The sequence below is a fragment of the Ideonella sp. WA131b genome, from assembly GCA_023657425.1.
In the GTDB taxonomy this organism is placed as follows: Bacteria; Pseudomonadota; Gammaproteobacteria; order Burkholderiales; family Burkholderiaceae_C; genus Rubrivivax.
Map to the genome: position 1 here is coordinate 519,247 of JAGTJW010000003.1, position 21,595 is coordinate 540,841.

At 70.0% G+C, this 21,595-nt stretch carries 18 protein-coding genes; 7 read left to right on the forward strand and 11 right to left on the reverse strand.

From position 1 onward, the window contains the following. Position 1: 1 nt before the first annotated feature. The 4 genes from KA711_17595 to KA711_17610 all read right to left on the reverse strand — a co-directional run bounded on the left by KA711_17595 (position 2) and on the right by KA711_17610 (position 3,493). Complete coding sequence (locus KA711_17595; GenBank protein ID MCM0610782.1) at positions 2-598, reverse strand: flavin reductase family protein; 597 nt, start codon at positions 596-598, stop codon at positions 2-4. Positions 599-616: 18 nt separating this feature from the next. Further along, positions 617-1,279 carry an RluA family pseudouridine synthase gene (locus tag KA711_17600; protein MCM0610783.1) on the reverse strand — a complete coding sequence of 221 codons (663 nt, stop codon included), beginning with the start codon at positions 1,277-1,279 and terminating at the stop codon, positions 617-619. A 97-nt stretch (positions 1,280-1,376) separates the two neighbouring features. After that, on the reverse strand, positions 1,377-2,807 hold the full coding sequence (locus tag KA711_17605) for a sensor histidine kinase N-terminal domain-containing protein (GenBank protein MCM0610784.1): 1,431 nt from the start codon (positions 2,805-2,807) through the stop codon (positions 1,377-1,379). Then, on the reverse strand, positions 2,804-3,493 hold the full coding sequence (locus KA711_17610; GenBank protein MCM0610785.1) for a response regulator transcription factor: 690 nt from the start codon (positions 3,491-3,493) through the stop codon (positions 2,804-2,806). Before KA711_17610 ends, KA711_17605 begins: the two co-directional genes overlap by 4 nt. Before the next feature lie 126 nt (positions 3,494-3,619). On the opposite strand from KA711_17610, the gene KA711_17615 reads away from it, so the two are divergent. From KA711_17615 to KA711_17630, 4 genes are all read left to right on the forward strand, one after another. After that, positions 3,620-4,579: a tripartite tricarboxylate transporter substrate binding protein gene (locus KA711_17615; GenBank protein ID MCM0610786.1), complete on the forward strand. Its 960-nt coding sequence runs from the start codon at positions 3,620-3,622 to the stop codon at positions 4,577-4,579. A 16-nt stretch (positions 4,580-4,595) separates the two neighbouring features. Then, positions 4,596-5,111: a tripartite tricarboxylate transporter TctB family protein gene (locus tag KA711_17620; GenBank protein ID MCM0610787.1), complete on the forward strand. Its 516-nt coding sequence runs from the start codon at positions 4,596-4,598 to the stop codon at positions 5,109-5,111. Further along, positions 5,112-6,599 carry a tripartite tricarboxylate transporter permease gene (locus tag KA711_17625; GenBank protein ID MCM0610788.1) on the forward strand — a complete coding sequence of 496 codons (1,488 nt, stop codon included), beginning with the start codon at positions 5,112-5,114 and terminating at the stop codon, positions 6,597-6,599. Between the two features lie 187 nt (positions 6,600-6,786). Further along, on the forward strand, positions 6,787-6,966 hold the full coding sequence (locus KA711_17630; protein MCM0610789.1) for a hypothetical protein: 180 nt from the start codon (positions 6,787-6,789) through the stop codon (positions 6,964-6,966). Positions 6,967-7,104: 138 nt separating this feature from the next. Here the strand turns inward: KA711_17630 and KA711_17635 are convergent, their stop codons facing one another. From KA711_17635 to argA, 7 genes are all read right to left on the reverse strand, one after another. Further along, the gene (locus KA711_17635) at positions 7,105-8,196 is read right to left on the reverse strand and encodes a ferrochelatase (GenBank protein MCM0610790.1); all 1,092 of its coding nucleotides are present in this window, start codon (positions 8,194-8,196) and stop codon (positions 7,105-7,107) included. Continuing rightward, on the reverse strand, positions 8,193-8,570 hold the full coding sequence (locus KA711_17640; protein ID MCM0610791.1) for a response regulator: 378 nt from the start codon (positions 8,568-8,570) through the stop codon (positions 8,193-8,195). Before KA711_17640 ends, KA711_17635 begins: the two co-directional genes overlap by 4 nt. Positions 8,571-8,589: 19 nt before the next feature. Beyond that, positions 8,590-9,555, reverse strand: coding sequence for an FHA domain-containing protein (locus tag KA711_17645; GenBank protein ID MCM0610792.1), 966 nt, complete (start codon positions 9,553-9,555; stop codon positions 8,590-8,592). A 155-nt stretch (positions 9,556-9,710) separates the two neighbouring features. Beyond that, on the reverse strand, positions 9,711-12,092 hold the full coding sequence (gene rpoD, locus KA711_17650) for an RNA polymerase sigma factor RpoD (GenBank protein MCM0610793.1): 2,382 nt from the start codon (positions 12,090-12,092) through the stop codon (positions 9,711-9,713). Between the two features lie 347 nt (positions 12,093-12,439). Beyond that, entirely contained in the window at positions 12,440-14,272 is a 1,833-nt protein-coding gene (dnaG, locus tag KA711_17655) for a DNA primase (GenBank protein ID MCM0610794.1), read from the reverse strand. Between the two features lie 43 nt (positions 14,273-14,315). Continuing rightward, positions 14,316-14,588 (reverse strand): oxidative damage protection protein, encoded by a 273-nt coding sequence (locus tag KA711_17660; GenBank protein MCM0610795.1) that lies wholly within the window; start codon positions 14,586-14,588, stop codon positions 14,316-14,318. 12 nt (positions 14,589-14,600) lie between these two features. Next, the gene (gene argA, locus KA711_17665; GenBank protein MCM0610796.1) at positions 14,601-15,953 is read right to left on the reverse strand and encodes an amino-acid N-acetyltransferase; all 1,353 of its coding nucleotides are present in this window, start codon (positions 15,951-15,953) and stop codon (positions 14,601-14,603) included. Between the two features lie 102 nt (positions 15,954-16,055). Here argA and KA711_17670 point away from each other — a divergent pair, with 102 nt between their 5' ends. The 3 genes from KA711_17670 to KA711_17680 all read left to right on the forward strand — a co-directional run bounded on the left by KA711_17670 (position 16,056) and on the right by KA711_17680 (position 21,592). After that, positions 16,056-16,436, forward strand: coding sequence for a VOC family protein (locus KA711_17670; GenBank protein MCM0610797.1), 381 nt, complete (start codon positions 16,056-16,058; stop codon positions 16,434-16,436). Positions 16,437-16,532: 96 nt separating this feature from the next. Beyond that, on the forward strand, positions 16,533-20,441 hold the full coding sequence (gene hrpA / locus KA711_17675; protein ID MCM0610798.1) for an ATP-dependent RNA helicase HrpA: 3,909 nt from the start codon (positions 16,533-16,535) through the stop codon (positions 20,439-20,441). A 101-nt stretch (positions 20,442-20,542) separates the two neighbouring features. Next, positions 20,543-21,592, forward strand: a complete 1,050-nt coding sequence (locus KA711_17680; GenBank protein MCM0610799.1) for an extracellular solute-binding protein — start codon at positions 20,543-20,545, stop codon at positions 21,590-21,592. Positions 21,593-21,595 lie beyond the last annotated feature (3 nt).

Genomic DNA, 21,595 nt, shown 5'->3' on the forward strand with positions numbered 1-21,595 from the left:
CTCAGACGGTGGCGGCGGCGAGGGCCTGGCCCTGCACAGCGCCCTGCGGCAACAGGAAGTGCCCGCCGGCCACGTGGTGCAGCGTGCTCAGCCCCGGATGTTCGCCGAAGTGCCAGCGGCCCTCTGAGAACACCCTCGCATCGGCCTGTGCGGCCACCACCTCGCCGAGGAACAGGTCGTAGGACTGCTGCAGGTGGGGCTCGGGCAGCAGCCGGCACTCGATCCAGGCCACGCAGCCGGCCACCAGTGGCAGCCCGGGCGTGCGGCCGTCGAAGGCCCCGATGCCGTAGAGCGCGAACTTGTCGCCCACGCCCTCGGGGCCGCCGTGCGTGCCGCCCACGGTGACGGTGAGGTCGGCCAGGGCGGCGCAGGGCAGGTTGAGCGCGAAGCGCCCGCCGGCCTCGACCAGCCCGCGCGTGAAGGTGCTCTTGTCGATGACCACGGCCACCTTGGGCGGCTCGAAGTCCAGCGGCATGGCCCAGGCCGCCGCCATCAGGTTGCGCGCACCCCCGTGCGCGGCGCTCACGAGCACCGTCGGGCCGTGGTTCATCAGGCGGTAGACGTGCTTGAGCGGCACGTCGAGGCGGTGGTCGGTCATCGTCCGCATTGTCTCCGGCTAAAAGCGGGCTGCGCTGTCGAAGCGGCACTCGGTGCCGCTGAGCGGGTGCACGAAGCGGAGCTCGCAGGCGTGCAGCAGCAGCCGCGGCGAGCGCGGCGGCAAGGGGGCGTAAAGGTCGTCGCCCAGGATCGGGTGGCCCATGAAGGCCATGTGCACGCGCAGCTGGTGCGAGCGGCCGGTGAGCGGGTACAGCGCCAGGCGCGTGGCCGCGCCGTCGCTGCGCGGTACCGGCCCGAGTGCCTGCCAGCGGGTGAGAGCGGGCTTGCCGGCGAAGACGTCTGTCACCTGCCGCGGGCGGTGCGGCCAGTCCAGGCGCATCGGCATGTCGACCTCGCCTTCGGTGGCATCCGGGCTGCCGTCGACCACGGCCTCGTAGCGCTTGTGCACGCGCCGCTTCTCGAACAGCAGCGACAGCGCACGCTGCATGGCCAGCCCGCGCGCGAACAGCATCAGCCCCGAGGTGGCCCGATCGAGCCGGTGCACGACGAGCGCGTCGGCGAACACCGCCGTCAGGCGCGTCACGAGGTTGTCGGTGACGCCGTCGCCGCGCCCGGGCACCGAGAGCATGCCGCTGGGCTTGTCGACGACGAGCAGGGTGGCGTCGGCGAAGACAAGACCGATGCCGTCGGGCAAGGTGGGGCGGGTCGGAGCGGTGATCATCGGCCGACGCGCCCCGAGCCGCGTTCCATGTTGAAGCGGCACCCAAACGCCAGTGTCCGGCGCACGGGCACGACCGTCCCCTCGGCGGTGCCGTGACTCATGGCGCGAGCAGCGCGGCGCGCGGCAAATGCACCCGGGCAGCCAGCCCGGGGCCGGGCTCGCGAGGGTCCAGCGCGATGCGGCCACCGGCGGTGACCGCGATCTCGCGGCAGATGGCCAGACCCAGCCCCGAGCCGGCCTGGGGCCCGGCTGCGGCAAAGGGCTGGAACAAGCGCTCGCGCTGCGCCGGGGCCAGGCCCGGGCCGCCGTCGAGCACCTCCAGCCGCGCCTCGCTGCCTTCACACCCCAGGCGCAGCACCAGGCTGCCGCCGGGGGGCGTGTGCTTGATGGCGTTGTGCAGCAGATTGCGCGTCAGCTCGCGCAGTGCCCAGGCGTGGGCGGCCACGGGGGCGGGCTCGGTGCGCAGCTCGAAGTCGATGCCGCCCTCGGCCAGCAGCGGCGCGAGGTCGAGCGCCACGCCGCGTGCGATGGGCTCCCAGTCCTCGTGCGGCGTCTGGCCCTGCAGGCCCTGCTGGCGCAGCTGCTCCACCTTGGCCAGCGCCAGCATCTGGTTCGCGAGCTCGGTGGCGCCTTGCACGGTGGCGTCGATCTCGGCGAGCGCCTGCGCGGGTTCGACGTCGCCCCGGCGCGCCGACTGCACCTGGGCCTTCAGCACCGCCAGCGGCGTGCGCAACTGGTGCGAGGCATCGCGCACGAAGCGCTGCTGGTGTGCCAGCAGGTGAGCCAGCCGCGCCATCACGGCGTTGGTGGCGTCGACCACGGGCCGCAGCTCCGGCGGAGCGTCGCCCGCCGGCAGCGGTGAGAGGTCGGCCTCTTCGCGTGCCAGCAGCGCCTGCGACAGCCGGCGCACCGGCCGCGTGGCACGCTGCACGCCCCACAGCACGACGGCCGCGATCAAGGCCAGCAGCAGCCCCTGCTGCCACAGCGTTTGCAGCAGCAGCTCGCGGGCGAGCGCGCGCCGCAGCTCCAACGTCTCGGCCACCTGGATGGTGGCCATGCCCTGGCCGCCGGCTCCGGCCACCGGCTGCATCAGCACGGCCATGCGCACGGGCTCATCGCCGTAGCGGTCGTCGTAGAAGCGCACCAGCGCGGCGTAAACCGGTGGCGCGTCGCGGCGGGCATTGGGTGGGCGCGGGGGCGGCAGGTCGGCGAAGCCCGAGACAAGCTCGCCGCCAAAGCCGCTGACACGGTAGACGATGCGGCTGCGGTTGTCGGCCTCGAAGGCCTCGAGCGCGGAGTAGGGCAGATCGGCCGTCAGGCGCTGCAGCGTGCCGGTGCCCTCCACGCGGAGCAGCTCGCCGATCGCCTTGGCACTGGCCAGCAGCGTGCGGTCGTAGGCCGTGTCGGCGCTGATGAGCGCCTGCCGGTACAGGAAGGCTGCACCCAGCAGCACCACCACCAACACCGGCAGCAGGATGCCCAGCAGCAACTGCCTGCGCAGCGACGGTGGCGGCCCGTCCGTGCTCAAGCGGGCCCCGACTGGCGATCGAGCTGCCGCAGCAGGTAGCCCAGACCGCGCAGGGTCACCAGTTCGACCGCGGTGCCCGCGAGTTTCTTGCGCAAGCGGTAGACCACCACCTCGATGGCGTCCGCCTGCACCGCGCCCTCGCCGGCAAACACCAGCTCGGTGAGCCTCTCACGCGCGACGGCCTGCCCCGGGCGGGCCATCAGCGCACGCATCAGCGCCGTCTCGCGCACGGTCAGTTCCATCGGCTGACCGTCGTGCATGACGGCGCCGCTGTCGGAATCGATGCGCAGGCCCCCGAAGACCGGGGCCTCGGCCAGGCGGGCACTGCCTCGCCGCCGGGCGAGCGCGCGCACGCGGGCCTCGAGTTCGTCCAGGTCGAAAGGCTTGGCGATGTAGTCGTCGGCACCTGTGTTCAGGCCCAGCACGCGGTCTCCCACGGTGCCGCGCGCGGTGACGATGAGCACGGGCGTGTCCAGCCCCTCGGCGCGTGCCGCGGCCAGCACCTGCAGGCCGTCGAGGCCGGGCAGCGAGAGGTCGAGCAGGACCACGTCGGGCAGCGTGGCCCGCCAGCGATCGAGCGCGCGGCTGCCGTCGCCGCACACCACCACCTGCACGCCGCGGCGCTCGAAGCTGCGCGCCAGCGTCGTCTGCATGGCGGCGTTGTCCTCGACGAGCAGCAACTTCAGGGCGACGGGCACGGTGGTCTGATTATCGGCAGTGCCCACGCATGCGGGCTTTCCCCGATGGGCGCGACAGCCGTTTGACAGCGGGCGCGGCCATCATCCGAGCACAACCCAACGCTGGAGACAGGCATGCGCCGCGACACCTTCCTCAAGTCCCTTCTGGCCGCCGCGGCCGTCGGCACGCTGCCGCTGGCGGCGCGGGCCAACGCGAACCTGAAGATGATGATTCCCGCCAACCCGGGGGGCGGGTGGGACACCACCGGCCGCGCCTTGGGCAAGGCGCTGCAGGATTCGGGCGTGGCGGCCTCGGTGAGCTTCGAGAACAAGGGCGGTGCAGCCGGCGCCATCGGGCTGGCGCAGTTCGTCAACGCCAGCAAAGGTGACCCGAACGCGCTGATGGTGATGGGTGCGGTGATGCTCGGCGGCATCATCACCGGCAAGCCGCCGGTCAGCGTGACGCAGGCCACCCCGATCGCCCGGCTGACGAGCGAGTACAACGTGTTCGTGGTGCCCGCGGCCAGCCCGTTCAAGACGATGAAGGACGTCGTCGAGGCGCTCAAGAAGGACCCCGCCAGCGTCAAGTGGGGCGGCGGCTCGCGCGGTTCCACCGAGCACATCGCGGCGGCGATGCTGGCGCGTGACATCGGGGTCGATGCCAGCCGCATCAACTACGTGCCGTTCCGCGGGGGTGGCGAGGCCGTGGCCGCCATCCTGGGCAACAACGTCAGCGTCGGCGGCAGCGGCTACAGCGAGTTCCAGCAGTACATCGAGAGCGGCAAGATGCGCGCCATCGCCGTGACCTCACCGACGCGGCTGAAGGGCATCGATGTGCCGACGATGAAGGAGCAGGGCTTCAACGTCGAGATCGGAAACTGGCGTGGCGTGTACGGCGCGCCTGGCATCACCCCTGCGCAGCGCGACGCGCTGGTCGACCGCGTCGTCAAGGCCACGCGCAGCAAGTCCTGGGCCGAGGCGATGGAGAAGAACCAGTGGACCCCCGCGCTGCTCACTGGCAAGCCCTTCGAGGACTTCGTCGAGCGCGAGTTCGCGAGCCTGCGGGTGACGATGGTCAAGGCCGGGATGATCTGAGGCCGCTGGCTTCGACATGCCGGCCTTCGACACCGCGGCGCAGCGCAGGCAGGCGTTGATCGGCGCTGGCGCGCTCGCGCTCGGCGCGCTGATGGCCTGGGGCGCGACGGGCATCTCCTCCGAGGCCGGCTACGGCGGTGTCGGCCCCAACTTCGTCCCCTGGGTGGTGGCGCTGGCGCTGTTGGTCTGCGGCACCTTGCTGGTGTGGGAGGCCTCCACCGGCGGCTGGCGTGAGCTGGAAGAACCCTCCGGCGCCGCGCAGGGCGACTGGCGCGCGCTGGCCTGGGTGGTGGGCGGTCTGGCCGCCAACGCGCTGCTGCTCGAGCGCGTGGGCTTCATCATCGCCTGCACCACGTGCTTCGTGCTGGCGGTGCGCGGGCTGCGCGCCGCCGAAGGCAAGCCGCACGGTGGCGCGCGCGGGCTGGTGATGGACGCCGTCACCGGCATGCTGATCGCCGCGCCGGCCTACTGGCTGTTCACCCAGCTGCTGGGCATCTCGCTGCCGGGCCTGACACGCACGGGGTGGCTGTAGATGGACATCTGGAGCCAATTGCTCGGCGGCTTCGCCACCGCGGCTTCGCCGATCAACCTGCTGTGGGCCTTCGTGGGCTGCGCCTTGGGCACCGCCATCGGCGTGCTGCCTGGCCTGGGCCCGGCGGTCACGGTGGCGATGCTCCTGCCCATCACCACACAGGTGGAGCCTACCGCGAGCATGATCTTCTTCGCCGGCATCTACTACGGCGCGATGTACGGCGGCTCCACCACCTCGATCCTGCTGAACACGCCCGGCGAGACCGGCACGATGGTGACGGCGCTCGAGGGCTTCAAGATGGCCAAGAACGGCCGTGCCGGCGCCGCCCTGGCCACGGCGGCCATCGGCAGCTTCGTGGCCGGCACCCTGGCCACGGTGCTGGTGACGGTGTTCGCGCCCACCATCGCCGTGCACGCGGTCAAGCTGGGACCGCCCGAGTATTTCATGCTGATGCTGCTGGCCTTCACCACCGTGAGCGCGGTGCTGGGCAAGAGCACGCTGCGCGGCGTGACGGCGCTGTTCGTGGGCCTCGCCGTGGGCTGCGTGGGCATCGACCAGATCACGGCCCAGGTGCGTTACACCGGCGGCGTTCCGGAGTTCATGGACGGCATCGAGGTGGTGCTGGTCGCGGTGGGCCTGTTCGCCGTGGGCGAGTGCCTGTACACGGCACTCTACGAGGGCCGCACCAAAGCCGCGATGAACACCATGGGCAGCGTGCACATGAACCGCCGCGAGTGGCGGCGCTCATGGCCGGCCTGGCTGCGCGGCACGGCCATCGGTTTCCCGTTCGGCACCATCCCGGCGGGCGGCAGCGAGATCCCCACCTTCCTGAGCTACGGTCTGGAGCGCAAGCTCAGCAAGCACAAAGAGGAGTTCGGCACCACCGGAGCCATCGAGGGCGTGGCCGGGCCCGAGGCCGCCAACAACTCGGCCGTCACGGCCACCTTGGTGCCCCTGCTCACCCTGGGTATCCCCACGAGCGTGACCGCCGCCATCCTGCTGAGCGCGCTGCAGGGTTACGGCATCAACGCCGGCCCGCAGCTGTTCCAGACCAGCAGTTCGCTGGTGTGGGCGCTGATCGCCAGCCTCTACATCGGCAACGTCATGCTGCTGGTTCTGAACCTGCCGCTGGTGGGGCTGTGGGTCAAGCTGCTGAAGATCCCGCGGGCACCGCTGTACGCCGGCATCCTGATCTTCGCCACCATCGGCGTCTACGGCATGCGCCAGAGTGCCTTCGACCTGTGGTTGATGCTGGGCGTCGGCCTGCTGGGTGTGCTGATGCGCCGCTACGACTTCCCGACGGCGCCGGTGATCGTGGGCATGATCCTGGGCCCACTGGCCGAGGCGCAGATGCGCAATGCGGTCGCCATCGGCGAAGGCAGCTTTCGCGTCTTTGTCGAGCGCCCGATGGCGGCCACCCTGTTCGGGCTGGTCGTGGCGGTGCTCGTGCTGCCTCGGCTGTGGCGGCTGATGCACCGCCGCGTGTGACGAATGTCCGGCCCTGCTGTCGGGACGCTTGGCGGCGGTCTCAAGGGCGGGCGCCGCGTCGCGCCGCGATTGCGACCAAGTCCTTGACTTAGCGAGCGGGCTTCTCGCTGGCACGCCTGATGCGACATCCCCACCAGAAACCTGTCTGCCTGTACGACAGGTGGTCGACACCAAGGGGATGCCGCTCATGAAGTGCCACAAGCTTGCCTTGGCCGTCGCACTGACGGCCGCGGTCGGTGCCGTGCAGGCGCAGGCCAACATCCAGAACGCCGAGGTTCAGCTCGGCGATGGCCCACTCGGGGCACTGAACGTCGGCGGCGGAGAGCCTGCCACCGGCAGCGGCACCACGCACCTTGATCAGCGCTGACCAGGGCGCGATGTTCGACGTCGAGTTCGCTGCCCTGGGGGCCGGCGACACCCAGGTGTTCAGCACGCGTGTCAGAGAACCCGGTATGGCCGAACGGCGTGCGCCGTCGGATGGCTGGTCCGGGCGCGTCGTGGTGGCTCAATCCCGGGCGCCCAGGCCCAGCGCGCGCTGGCGCTGGGCCTCGAGCTCGGCTGGAGGAGGTGCGTCCCGTGTGGGCCAGCCGCCCAGGTGGGTTTCGGCCAAGGTGGCCAGCGCGTCGATCCAGGCCGGCTCGTCGTTGAGGCAGGGCACGTAGTCGAAGCGTTCGCCGCCGGCTGCGAGGAAGGCCTCGCGAGCCTCCTGGGCGATCTCTTCCAGGGTCTCCAGGCAGTCGGCGGTGAAGCCAGGGCACATGACGTCGACTCGCTTTACGCCTTGTGAGGCCAGCTGCTCGAGCGTTGGTTCGGTGTAGGGCTCCAACCACTTGGCCTTGCCGAAACGGCTCTGGAACGTGACGACCACCTGCTCGCGCGGCAGGCCCAGCGCCTCGGCCAGGAGCCGGGCGGACTTGTGGCACTGGCAGTGGTAAGGGTCGCCGAGCAGCAGACTGCGCTCGGGGACGCCGTGGAAGCTGAGCACGAGCCGTTCGCCGCGCCCGTTCTCCGCCCAGTGTGCGCGCAGACGCGTTGCCAGGGCCGTGATGTAGCCGGAGTCGTCGTGGTACTCGTTGACGAAGCGCAGTTCGGGCATGCGGCGCGCGTGCGTGGCCCACGCCAGCACCTTGTCGACGACGCTGGCCGTGGTGGCCGCGGCGTACTGCGGGTAGGCCGGCAGTACCAGCACCCGGGTGCTGCCTTCTGCACGGAGCTGGTCCAGGACGCTGGCCAGAGACGGGCTGCCGTAGCGCATGGCATGGCGCACCAGCACGTCGTGCCCACGGGCGTGCATCGCGCGCGCCAGGGCCGCTGCCTGGCGCTGCGTCCATACAGCCAGGGGAGATCCCTCGGGCATCCAGACGCTCGCGTACTTGGCCGCCGACTGCCTCGGGCGCGTGCGCAGGATCACGCCGTGCAGGATGGGCCACCAGACCACTCGCGGGATCTCGACAACGCGCGAATCGCTGAGGAACTCGGCCAGGTAGCGGCGCAGCGCCGGCGCCGTGGGCTCGTCGGGCGTCCCCAGGTTGACCAGCAGCACAGCCGTGCGGGAGCGCCGACCGTGGCTGTGGGTGGGCTCTGCGCGGAAGCTCATGAGTCCGCAGCCCCGGTGCTGCGGCGCTTGAGTTCGTTGATCACGGTGGCCAGATCCACCGGTTTGGGCCAGACGCTGATGAAGCCTGCAGCCTGAGCCTCACGCACCCGCTCGGGCGCGTCGTCGGCGGTGCAAAGGTAGGCCGGCAGATCGGCCCGGCCGGCCGCAAGGCGCAACCGCGGAAGCAGCTCCAGGCCATTGGCGTCGGGCAGGTGCAGGTCCACCACCAGCAGGTCCGGTTTCCAACGCAGGGCCAACTCGAGCGCCTCGGCGCCCGTGGCCGCGGACTCGATGGCGACGCCCGGGGCGAAGCGCACCGTTTCCTGGAAAAGGAGCGCGTTGATGCGGTCGTCGTCGACGTAGAGCACGCGCATGGGCAAGGGGTTCCGGGACTCAGCGCAGCTCGAGCGGCACTTGGGGTTGTGTGTTGGCGAGCCGCAGCACATCGAAAGCCACGCAGGCTGAGCCGGGATCGGTCGGCGACCCGCCCAGGCCTATGGTGCCGCTGCCATGCAGCGTGCAGCTGCCGCGGCGCAGGCTGACGATCTCGCCGTCGGCGAATCGCACGAAGGATCCGTTGTAGCTGAGGTCGGTGATCTGGAAGCTTCCGCTGTGCGAGTCGATGCGCGCGTGCGTGCGCGAGACGCGTCCGTCATCAACGCAGAAACCGGCCTGCGGACTGCGGCCGAGCACGGCCGGCGTCTGGTGGCTGGCGAAGACGCGGCTCCTGCCCGCCCACATCAGGCGCAGGCAGTCGGGCTCGGAGATGCCGCCGCTGAACTCGCCGCTGAACTGGGTGACCGGTGCGTCGCCGGCGGCGCCACGTCGACCGCCCATCACGTGCACCTGCGCCGGCTCGGCGCGGCCGCGCAAGACCAGACGATCCAGATTTCGGAAGCGGCTGCGAAGATCGAGCGGCAGGCCCTGCAGCACCTCGACCGTGATCAGCGTCTCGTTGTCGCCGGCGTGATCGAGCAGTCGGGCCGCCACGTTGACCGCATCGCCGAAGCAGTCGCCGCGCATCTCGACGACCTCGCCTCGTGCCATGCCCACCTGCAGGCGCAGCGCGCGCAGTCCCGACGAGGCGCCGCGCTCGTTGGCCCGGTGCACCACGCCTTCGAGAACCTCGTGCATCAGCATCGCCGCCTGCACGGCGGGCAGCGCCGCATCGAACACGGCCATCAGGCCGTCTCCCAGCGTCTTGACAAGCTGCCCCTCGTAGCTGCTCACCGGCCCGGCCACGGCGTTGATCACGTGCGTGACCACCGAGGTGGCCTCGGCATTGCCCAGCGTCTCGAACAGTGCCGTGCTGCCGCGCAGGTCGGCGAACAGCACAGTCCGGTCGGCGATGCGCGTCATGACGTCAGTGTAGCGAGCGGGCCGCAGCCGCCGGCAGGCTCAAAGCTTGTCGGGGTAGGTGCGCGGCTTGTGGCTGCGCCGCAAGCCGCGGTGCGCCCCCTGCGCGGGCGCAGACGACTTCGTCTTCACGTACCGGGCCCATCGGTTCGCTTCGCTCACAGATTGTCCAGGTACGTCCGCAGCTTGTCGGATCGGCTCGGGTGCTTGAGCTTGCGGATCGCCTTGGCCTCGATCTGGCGGATGCGCTCGCGCGTGACGTCGAACTGCTTGCCCACTTCCTCCAGCGTGTGGTCCGTGCTCATCTCGATGCCGAAGCGCATGCGCAGCACCTTGGCTTCACGCGGCGTGAGGCTGTCGAGGATGTCCTTCACCACGTCGCGCAGGCCGGCCTGCATGGCGGCATCCACCGGAGCCACGTTGCTCGTGTCTTCGATGAAGTCGCCGAGGTGGCTGTCGTCGTCGTCGCCGATCGGCGTCTCCATGGAGATCGGCTCCTTGGCGATCTTCATGATCTTGCGGATCTTGTCCTCGGGGATCTCCATCTTCTCGGCCAGCGTGGGCGCGTCGGGCTCGTAGCCGAACTCCTGCAGGTGCTGGCGCGAAATGCGGTTCATCTTGTTGATCGTCTCGATCATGTGCACCGGAATGCGGATGGTGCGCGCCTGGTCGGCGATCGAGCGCGTGATGGCCTGGCGGATCCACCACGTGGCGTAGGTGCTGAACTTGTAGCCGCGGCGGTATTCGAATTTGTCCACCGCCTTCATCAGGCCGATATTGCCCTCCTGAATGAGGTCGAGGAACTGCAGACCGCGGTTGGTGTACTTCTTGGCGATGGAGATCACCAGGCGCAGGTTGGCCTCGATCATCTCCTTCTTCGCGTCTCGAGAGGCCCTCTCGCCCTCGTTCATCTTCTTGTTGATCTCCTTCAGGTCCTCCAGCGGCACCACGGCGCGTGCCTGCAGGTCGATCAGCTTCTGCTGCAGCTCCTGCACGGCAGGCAGGTTGCGCGCCAGCACGGGGCTGTGGGCCTTGCCGGCGGCGGCCTCCTTCTCGGCCCACTTGAGGTTCAGGATGTTGGGCGGGAAGCTGCGGATGAAGTGGTCCTGCGGCATGCCGCACTTGTCGACCACGATCTTGCGGATCTCTCGCTCGTAGCGGCGCACATCGTCCACCTGGCTACGCAGGATCTGGCACAGCCGCTCGATGGTCTTCACCGTGAAGCGGATCGTCATCAGGTCTTCACTGATGCTGTGCTGGGCCTTGTTGTAGGCGGCGCTCTTGTAGCCTTCCTTTTCGTAGGCCTTGCGCATGCGGTCGAAGTGCTGGCGCAGCACCTCGAACTTCTCCAGCGCCGCCTTCTTCATCTCCTCGAGCTTCTTGGTGAGGGCCTTGCTGCCGCCCTGGCCGTCGTCGTCGTCTTCCTCGTCGAACTCGTCGTAGTCTTCCTCGGCCACGTAGTCGTCGGCCTCGTCGTCCGAGATGAAGCCGTCCACGGCCTCGGAGATCTGCATCGTGCCGGCGGCGATCTTGTCGGCGTAGGCCAGGATCTCGGCGATCGTCGTGGGGCTGGCGCTGATGGCCAGCATCATGGCCTGCAGCCCGCCTTCGATGCGCTTGGCGATCTCGATCTCGCCCTCGCGCGTGAGCAGTTCCACGGTGCCCATCTCGCGCATGTACATGCGCACCGGGTCGGTGGTGCGGCCGAACTCGCTGTCGACGGTGGACAGCGCAGCCTCGGCGGCCTCTTCGGCTTCTTCCTCCGTGGCCGTGGTCGTGCCGCCGCCGGCCACCAGCAGCGTGGCGGCGTCCGGCGCCTGCTCGTACACCGCAATGCCCATGTCGTTGAGCATCGAGATGATCGCCTCCAGGATCTCCTCGTTGATCAGCTTCTCGGGCAGGTGGTCGTTGATCTCCTGGTGCGTGAGGAAGCCACGCGTCTTGCCCATCTTGATGAGCGTCTTCAGCTCCTGGCGGCGCTTGGTGGCCTCCTCCTCGCTGAGCGTGGTTTCCTCAAGGCCGAACTCGCGCATGAGCGCGCGCTCCTTGGCGCGCGAGACCTTCATGCGCAGCGGCTTGGCCTTCTCGACCTTGTCGTCGGCCTTGTCGTCGGTGGCCTCGGTCTCGCCCTCGACTTCCTCCTCGATCTCGGCCTCGAGGTCGACGAGCTCGTCATCCTCCTCGGCGGCCGGCTTCTTGGGCTCAGGGCCCTTTCTGGCGCCCTTGACATCCTCCTTGCCCTTGGCCGGCTCGGGCTTCGCAGGCGGCTTCGCCGCGGGCTTGGCAGCCGCCTTGGCGTCGGCTCTGGCGTCCGCCTTGCCCTCGGTCTTTTCGGGCTTGGGGGCCTTGGCCGGCGGAGTCTTCGAGGGCTTCTCGTCGCCCAGCGGTTTGGCCTTGATCGCTTTCGCGTCGAGCTTGGCCCCGGGCTTGCCTGGCGCCGGCTTGTCCGTGGCCTTGGCGGGTGCGGCCTTGACAGCCCCTTTGGCAGTGGCCGGCTTGGCGGCAGGCTTGGCGGCGGGCGCGGTCTTCTTGGCGGTCATGCGGGTCCTTGGCGAGGATGGGCAACGGGTCAGCACAACGGCCCGGGCACGAGGCCGGGCCGGCAGGCTGAGCAAGGGTACGGCTGTGTGCCTGCCCGGCGGCGTCGCGGCGTGGCGAAGCAGCGAACCCAGGGTCCGTCACCTCGTGCCGGAGGCACCAGGGCAGGCGTCGGCGATGGCAAGCTGGCGTGGACGAGGAAGCTTGCAGACCTTGCGGGTGAGGTTGACCATGAAGACCCTTGTCGAGGGTGGTCGGGGCCCGGAGGTGCTGCCGTCACTCTTGCCGTCGCGACAAACCTCGGATTATACCGGCTGCAGGGCAATGGGCTCGCAGCCCACGCCTTGATTCAAGGCGCAGGCTGCGGTGTTCGCGCCGCCTTCAGCGCGGCGATCTGCAACAGGATTTCGCGGTAGCGGGCCAGCTCGTCCGCTCCTGGAGCGCCGCTGACGATGGCGTCGGCCTCCTGGCGCAGCAGCACCTGCCACATCAGGGAGAGACAGCGCTGCAGCTCCTCGAAGCTGTGTTGCTCGTCACCCAGCCCGGCGCGCACCCAGCCGCGCGCACGCTCGGCCCAGGACTGCGCGGCCAACGCGTCGTTCAGGTGCGACCAGGTCTGTGGCCCATGCTCCACCACTTGCGTCTCCAGCCAGCGCACGACATCGCCATAGGGTGGGTCGAGCTCGTGCAGCAACTGCTGGTCGTCGGGCGGCAGGCGGTCCCACCAATCGCTGTGCTGCAGCAGCAGCCGCAAGGCCACGTCGGCGGGACCGGCCGGGGCCACGCGCAGCGTCCCGGGGCGCAGCAGCCTCACCGGGCCCGTTCGCGCGGCGGCCGATTGCGCAGGCGTCCGGCCGCGGCCCCAGAGCTGGTCGAGGTCGGCCGTTTCCAGCCGCGCCTGCAGGGCCAGCTCCGGCTGCAGCTGGCGCTTGAGCGCACCGTCCGGCAGCGCCTGCCACAGCGGCCGGGCCTGGGCCAGCATGCGCGATCGGCCCTCGGCCGTGGTCATCTCGCAACCTTCGGCGGCCTGCGCAAGCATTTGCCGTGACAGCGGAATCGCTTCGGCCAACGCACGTTCAAAGGCCTCGGCGCCGACCTGGCGCACGTAGCTGTCGGGGTCGTGCTCGGCGGGCAGGAACAGGAAGCGCACGGTGCGCAAGTCGGTGGCATGGGGCAGGGCCGCTTCGAGCGCCCGCGCCGCGGCGCGACGTCCGGCGGCGTCGCCATCGAAGCTGAAGACCACGTGGTCGGTGAAGCGGAACAACTTCTGCACGTGCTCTGCCGTGCACGCTGTGCCCAGCGTGGCCACCGCGTTGCCGAAGCCCCATTGCGCCAGCGCCACCACGTCCATGTAGCCCTCGACGACGAGCACGAAGCCCTTGTCGCGCAGCGCCTGGCGCGCCTCGTACAGCCCGTAGAGCTCGCGACCCTTGCTGAACACCGGGGTCTCCGGCGAATTCATGTACTTGGGCTTGCTGTCGTCGAGCACGCGGCCACCGAAGCCGATGACCTGGCCGTCGCTGCCGCGGATCGGGAACATCACGCGTTGCCGAAACCAGTCGTAGCGTCCTCGGTCCGCCGCGGGCGGGCCATCGGGTGCCGCCTCGCCATCGGGCTCGCGTTGGCGCACCAGGCCGGCTTCCTCAAGCAGCGGGTCGTCGTAGCTCGGAAACACCCCGGCCAGCGTCTTCCAGCCCGCTGGCGCATAGCCCAGGCCAAAGCGCGCGGCCACGGCCCCGGTGAGACCGCGCTTCTTGAGGTAGTCGATGGCCTGCGGGCTGGACTTGAGCTGGCCGCGGTAGAAGTCCGCCGCGCGTTGCAGAACCTCGCCGATCGACAGCCGGCGCTGGCGCAGCGTGTCGCGGCGCTGGCGCTCCTCGGGGCTGACCTGCTCCTCAGGCACCGTCATGCCGGCGCGACCCGCGAGGTCGCGCACCGCCTCGACGAAGCTAAGCCCCAGATGTTCGGTCAGGAAGCGGATCGCGTCCCCCCCCGCGCCACAGCCGAAGCAGTGGTAGAACTGCCGGGCCGGCACCACCGAGAAGCTCGGCGACTTCTCGCCGTGGAAGGGGCACAGCCCCATCCAGCCGCCGCCGCTGCGCTTGAGTTCGACGTGGGGGCTGACGACGTCGACGATATCGACGCGGGTCAGCAACTCCTGAAGAAAGCCGGGTGGGATCACCGTCCCAGTCTACCGACCCCGGTGACGACGACAGTCCCGTGCCTCAGGCCGACGGCGGGACGTAGCCGACCGGCTTGTCCGCTCCGTCGCCGAAGAAGAACTGCTCCATCTGCCGCGCCAGGTACTGGCGCGCGCGGGCGTCGGCCAGGTTCAGCCGGTTCTCGTTGACGAGCATGGTCTGGTGCTTCTTCCACATCTCGAACGCCTCCTTGCTGACGTTGTCGTAGATGCGTTTTCCGAGCTCGCCCGGGTAGGGCGGAAAGGCGATGCCCTCGGCTTCTTTCTTCAGGTACACGCACTGAACCATCCGTGCCATCGTCTTGCGTCCTCAGTTGAGTTTCTTGACCAGCACCTGCGAGCGCCGGTCCCAGTTGTACTTTCGCTTGCGGGCCTCGGGCAGCCAGTCGGGGTCGACGGGCGCGAAGCCGCGCTTGATGAACCAGTGCATGGTGCGCGTGGTGAGCACGAAGAGGCTCTGCAGCCCGGCGGCACGGGCGCGCTGCTCGATGCGCTTGAGCAGCCTTTCGCCGTCACCCTGGCCCTGGCTGAGCGGGCTCACCGTGAGCGCCGCCATCTCGGCGGTGCGCGACTCGGGGTAGGGGTAGAGCGCGGCGCAGCCGAAGATGATGCCGTCGTGCTCGACCACGCTGTAGTAGGCGATGTCGCGCTCGATCTCGTGGCGGTCGCGGCGCACCAGGGTGCCGTCCTTCTCGAAGGGCTCGATGAGCTGCAGGATGCCGCCGACGTCGTCGGCCGTGGCCTCGCGCAGGCTCTCGAGCTTCTCGTCAACGACCATGGTGCCGACGCCGTCGTGCGTGAACACCTCCAGCAGCAGCGCGCCATCGGTGGCAAAGGGCAGGATGTGGCTGCGTTCCACGCCGCCTTCGCAGGCCTTGACGCAGTGCTGCAGGTAGAAGGCCGGGTCGGTGGGCAGGGCCGGGGGTGGCAAGGCGGCGAGCACGCGACGGGCATCGGCCAGAGCGAGTTCGGTGTCAATGCCGCTGTCGTCGTCGGGCACGCCCTGCGTGAGGCTCTCGCGGATGCCGGACACCTCGGTCATGAACACCAGCTTGTCGGCCTGCAGCGCGATGGCCGTGCTGGTGGCGACGTCTTCCATCGTCAGGTTGAAGGCCTCGCCGGTGGGCGAGAAGCCGAAGGGGCTGAGCAGCACGATGGCGCCGCCGTCGATGGCGCGGCGGATGGCCACCGAATCAACCCGGCGCACGAGCCCGCTGTGCATGAAGTCGATGCCGTCCACGATGCCCACGGGCCGCGCCGTGAGGAAGTTGCCCGAGACCACGCGCACGGTGCTGTTGGCCATGGGCGTGTTGGGCAGGCCCTGGCTGAACGCGGCCTCGATCTCGAAGCGCAGCTGCCCGGCGGCCTCTTGTGCCGCGTCGAGCGCCACGGGGTCGGTGATGCGCACGCCCTGGTGGAAGCGGCTGACCTGGCCCTTCAGCGCCAGCTGCTCCGTCACCTGTGGGCGGAAGCCGTGCACCAGCACCAGCTTCAGGCCCATGGCGTGCAGGATGGCGAGGTCCTGGGCGAACACGGTCAGCTTGCCCGCGGCAATGGCCTCCCCGGCCAGGCCGACGACGAAGGTCTTGCCGCGGTACGCATGGATGTACGGCGCCACGGCCCGGAACCAGGGCACGAAGGTGTGGGGAAAGACGAGGCTCATGGGGCGGCGGATGCTGCAGACGATTGTGCCGCAGCAGAGGTTGACTGGCGGCCTGCGCCAGCGCAGCATCGGCGGCCATTTGCTGGCAAGAGGAGCTTTGTGATGGACCCCTACAAGACCCCCGGTGCGATCAGCTGGAACGAGCTGGCGACGACCGACCCCGAGGCCGCAGGCCGCTTCTACGGCGCGCTGTTCGGCTGGTCGATCAAGCACGTCGACATGGGCACCGGCGCCTACCACGTGGCGAGCGTGGGCGAGACGCAGGTGGGCGGGATCATGAGCCTGCCGCCCGATGCCGGGCCCATGCCGCCCTCCTGGGGCTGCTACGTCACGGTGCTCAGCGTCGAGGACACGCTGGCGCAGTGCGCGGCCCTTGGCGGCAAGACGCTGGTGCCGGCGATGGATGTGCCCGGCGTCGGCCGCATGGCCGTGCTGCAGGATCCGCAGGGTGCCGTGTTCAGCGTGATGGCGTATTCGGCCTGAGGCGGCGCCTTCCCAGGGGCGCGTGGCGATAATCCGCGCCCCGTGAACGCCCCCCCTGGCCGCCGGGCCTCCGCATCCGCCGGGGCTGCCCGGCCGATCCCGCCCATCACCTACCCCGAGTCGCTGCCGGTCTCCGGCCGGCGCGACGAGATCGCGCGCGCGATTCGCGAGAACCCGGTGGTGATCGTGTGCGGCGAAACCGGCTCGGGCAAGACCACGCAGCTGCCGAAGATCTGCCTCGAGCTCGGTCGCGGCCTGGGCGCTGGCGGCCGCGGCCTCATCGGCCACACGCAGCCGCGGCGCATCGCGGCCAGCAGCGTGGCCAAGCGCATCGCCGAAGAACTGAACTCGCCGCTGGGTGAGGTCGTGGGCTACAAGGTGCGATTCCAGGACCGGCTGCAGCCCGGCGCCAGCGTGAAGCTGATGACCGACGGCATCCTGCTTGCCGAGACCGAGGGCGACCCGCTGCTCAGGGCCTACGACACGCTCATCATCGACGAGGCGCACGAGCGCAGCCTGAACATCGACTTCATGCTCGGCTACCTGAAGGAGGTGCTGGCGCGGCGGCCGGATCTGAAGCTCATCGTCACATCGGCCACCATCGACGCCGAGCGCTTCGCCAACCACTTCGCCAGCCGGCATGGGCCGGCACCGGTGATCCAGGTGTCGGGGCGGCTGTTCCCCGTCGAGCAACGCTGGCGCGCTTTCGAGGAGAGCCGCGACCGCGACCTCCACGACGCCATCGCCGACGCGGTCGACGAGCTCTGGTCCGGCGGCCAGCGTGGCGACATCCTCGTCTTCCTGCCCGGCGAGCGCGAGATCCGCGAGGCCGCCGACCACCTGCGCCGGCACCTGGCGCAGGCGCAGAAGGGCGGGCCGCCGGCGGAGATCCTGCCGCTGTTCGCGCGCCTGAGCCAGGCCGAGCAGGACCGCGTCTTCGTGGCAGGCAACGGGCGCCGCATCGTGCTGGCCACCAACGTGGCCGAGACCTCGCTCACGGTGCCCGGCATCCGCTTCGTCATCGACAGTGGCCAGGCGCGCGTCAAGCGCTACAGCTTTCGCAACAAGGTCGAGCAGTTGCAGGTCGAGGGCATCAGCCAGGCCGCCGCGTCGCAGCGGGCCGGCCGCTGCGGCCGCGTGGCCAACGGCATCTGCATCCGCCTGTACGGCGAAGAAGAGCTCGCCGGCCGCCCGCGCTTCACCGACCCCGAGATCCTGCGCTCCAGCCTGGCCGGCGTGATCCTGCGCATGAAGTCGCTGCACCTGGGCGTGGTGGAGGACTTTCCGTTCGTCGAGCCGCCGCCCAAGAAGGCGATTTCCGACGGCTACGCGCTGCTGGCCGAGCTGGGCGCGGTGGACGAGGCCAACGAGCTCACGGCCATCGGCCGCGAACTCGCCCGCCTGCCGCTGGACCCGCGCGTGGGCCGCATGATCCTGGAAGCCCGCAACCGCCAGGCCCTCACCGAGGTGCTGGTCATCGCCGCGGCGCTGTCGGGCCAGGACGTGCGCGACCGCCCGCAGGAGCAGCAGCAGGCCGCCGACCAGAAGCACCAGCCCTTCGACGACGAGCGCTCCGAGTTCATGGGCACGCTCAAGCTCTGGAAGTGGATCGAGGAAGGCCGTGGCCACCACGGCCACGCGGGCCAGAAGGCGGCCCAGGTCGACAGCCACAAGCTCAGCAACCGCCAGCAGGAGCAGCGCCTGCGCGAGCACTTCATCAGCCCGCGGCGTGTGCGCGAGTGGCGCGACATCCACAGCCAGCTGCACACCGTGGTGGCCGAGCAGGGCTGGCGGCTGAACACGCTGCCGGCGAGCTACGAGCAGGTCCACCTGTCGCTGCTGGCGGGCTTGCTGGGCAACGTGGGCTGCAAGGTCGACGATGAAGAGTGCTACCTCGGCGCCCGCGGCATCAGGTTCTGGCGCCACCCGGGCGCCAACCTCAGCAAGAAGCCCGGCCGCTGGCTCATGGCGGCCGAGCTCGTGGAGACCACGCGCCTCTATGGGCGGGGCCTGGCGGCCATCGAGCCGACGTGGATTCCGCCGCTCGCGGGCCACCTGCTCAAGAAGCAGCTGCTGGAGCCGCACTGGGAGAAGAAGGCCGCCGAGGTGGTGGCGCTGGAACGCGCCACGCTCTACGGCATCGTCGTCTACAACAACCGGCGCGTGGCCTACGCGACGCTGGACGCCAAGGGTGCGCGCGAGATCTTCATCCGCGAGGCGCTGGTCGAGGGCCTGCGCGGAACCGACAACGACAGCAGCTTCGACGCCACCTGGGAGCGCAAGCTGCCCTTCCTGGCCCACAACCGCAAGGTCGTGCGCCAGGTTCAGGAGCTGGAGCACAAGGCGCGGCGTCAGGACGTGCTGGTGGACGACGAGCTCATCGCCGCCTTCTATGACCAGCAGCTGCCCGCCGACGTGGTGGGCGGCAGCAGCCTGGAGAAGTGGTACCGCGAGGAGGTCAAGCGTCAGCCGCGCCTCTTGCAGCTCACGCGCGACGAGCTCATGCGCCACGAGGCCGCCGGCATCACCACCGACGCCTTCCCGAAGACGCTGCGCCTGGGCGGCGTGGACTGCATGGCCAGCTACCTGCACGAGCCGGGCGATCCCAAGGACGGCTTGACGGTGACGGTGCCGATCTACGCGCTGAACCCGGTGAACGAAGAGCGCTGCGATTGGCTGGTGCCCGGCATGCTGCACGCCAAGGTGCTGGCCCTGTGCAAGACCTTGCACCAGCGCCCGCGCTCGCGCCTGGTGCCGCTGCCGGACTTTGCGGCCGAGTTCTGCGAGACAGCGCCCTTCGCGCAGGGCAGCCTGATGGACGCGCTGCTGAAGGCCGTGCGCGAGCGCACGCAGCTGGCGGTGCAGCGCAACGACTTCAAGCTGGAGCAGCTGCCGCCGCACCACTTCATGCACCTGCGCGTGGTCGACGAGCACGGCCGCCAGCTCGGTACGGGCCGCGACATCGCGGCGCTGAAGGCCGATCTGGGCGGCCAGGCGCGCAGTGCCTTCAAGGCGCTGGCGGCGCTGAAGGTCGCCCCACCCGTGGCGGCCGAGGCACCCGTCGGCGTGCCCGGCAGCCTGGCCGGGCCGGCGCCGGCCGGCCGCGGTGTCCAGGCCATCGTGGCGGCGCCGCCGGCCCCGCCGGCGCTGGCTGCCGCCACGGCCCACACGGCCTGGACCTTCGGCGAGCTGCCCGAGTTGCTGGAGCTGCACAAGGGCGGCCAGGTGCTCGTGGGCTTCCCGGCGCTGGTGGACAAGGGCGCGCACGTCGAAATCGAGGTCTTCGACGAGCCGGATGTGGCCGCGCAGAAACACCGCGCGGGCTTTCGCCGCCTGGTGGCGCTGCAGATCCGCGAGCCGCTGAAGTACCTGGAGAAGAACATCCCCGACCTCACGCGCATGGCGGCACTCTTCATGCCGCTGGGCACGCTGGAAGAGTTGCGCGAGCAGATCTTGGCCGTGGCGCTGGACCGCGCCTTCGGTGCCGAGCCGCTGCCCGCCACGGCTGCGGGCTTCCAGGCCCGCGTCGACGAAGGGCGGACCCGGCTGAACCTGATCGCCGCCGAGGTGGCGCGCCTGGCCACTGCCGTGCTGGGGGAGCACGCGGCGGCCGTGCGCAAGCTCAAGGATGCGCGCCCGCCCAAGGACGTGGCCGACGACATCACCGCCCAGTTGCAGCGCCTGGTGCCCAAGCGCTTCCTGCTCGCCACGCCCTGGGCCGCGCTGCAGCACCTGCCGCGCTACTTGAGGGCCATCGTGCTGAGGCTGGACAAGCTTCGCGGCGACCCCGCGCGCGATGCCGGCCGCCTGGCCGAGCTGCGCCCGCTGGAGGCGCGCTGGCTCAAGCGTGTGGCCGAGCTGCGTGGTGCCCCGCACGCGCGCCTGGAGGAGTACCGCTGGCTGCTCGAGGAACTGCGCGTGAGCCTCTTTGCCCAGGAGCTTCGCACGCCGCAACCCGTGAGCGCCAGGCGGCTGGACAAGGCCTGGGCGCAGATCGTTGCCTGAGCACCGTCCGCGGGTGGACGGCGGCTGATCAAGTCGGCGCGCTTGATGTTGCGAATCATTCGCATTAAGATGCCGTCAACGCTTCCAACCTCAATCGACCCATGATTTCGACTCTCTCCCTCAGACGCCTGGCCGCTCTCGCGGGCGCAGCCCTGCTGCTGGCCCTGCCGGCCGCTGCGCAGGACAAGGTGCTCAACCTGTACTCGGCCCGCCACTACCAGACGGACGAGGCGCTGTACGCCAACTTCACCAAGGCCACAGGCATCCGCATCAACCGCGTCGAGGCCGACGACGCCGGCATCCTGTCGCGCCTGAAGGCCGAAGGCGCGGCCAGCCCCGCCGACGTCGTGCTGCTCGTCGACGCTGCGCGCCTTTGGCGCGCCGAGCAGGACGGCCTGTTTCAGCCTGTCAAGTCAGCCGTGCTGGAGCAGCGGATCCCGGCCCAACTGCGTGGCGGCGAAACCGCACAGGGCGCCCAATGGTTCGGCGTCAGCACCCGTGCCCGGGTGCTGGTCATTGACAAGGCGCGGCTGAAACCCGTGGACGTCGACCGCTACGAGAAGCTCGCGTCGCCCGCGCTCAAGGGGATGATCTGCAGCCGCAGCGGCTCGCACCCCTACAACCTGAGCCTGTTCGGCTCGGTGCTCGAAACCGCCGACCCGGCGGCCACCGAGGCCTGGATCCGCGGCGTGGCCGACAACCTGGCGCGCGACCCCAAGGGCGGCGACACCGACCAGATCCGCGCCGTCGCGGCTGGCGAGTGCGCCGTGGCCATCACCAACACCTACTACTACGCGCGGCTGATGAAATCCAGCCGCCCGGAAGACCGGGCCGTGGTCGAGCGCACGCAGGTGGTGTTCCCCAACCAGGCCGACCGCGGCACGCACGTCAACATCAGCGGCGCGGCCGTGGCCCGCCACGCCCGCAACCGCGACGCGGCCGTGGCCTTCCTGGAGTACCTGGCTTCCGACGAGGCCCAGCGCATGCTCGCCGACGGCAACAACGAGTACCCCGTGGTGGCCAGCGCGCGCACCGAGAACCCGGCGCTGATGGCCCTGGGGCGTTTCAAGGCCGAGACGGTGCCCATCGCCAAGGTCGGTGCCAACACCGCCCTGGTGCAGCAGATGCTCGACCGCGCCGGATTCAAGTGAGTC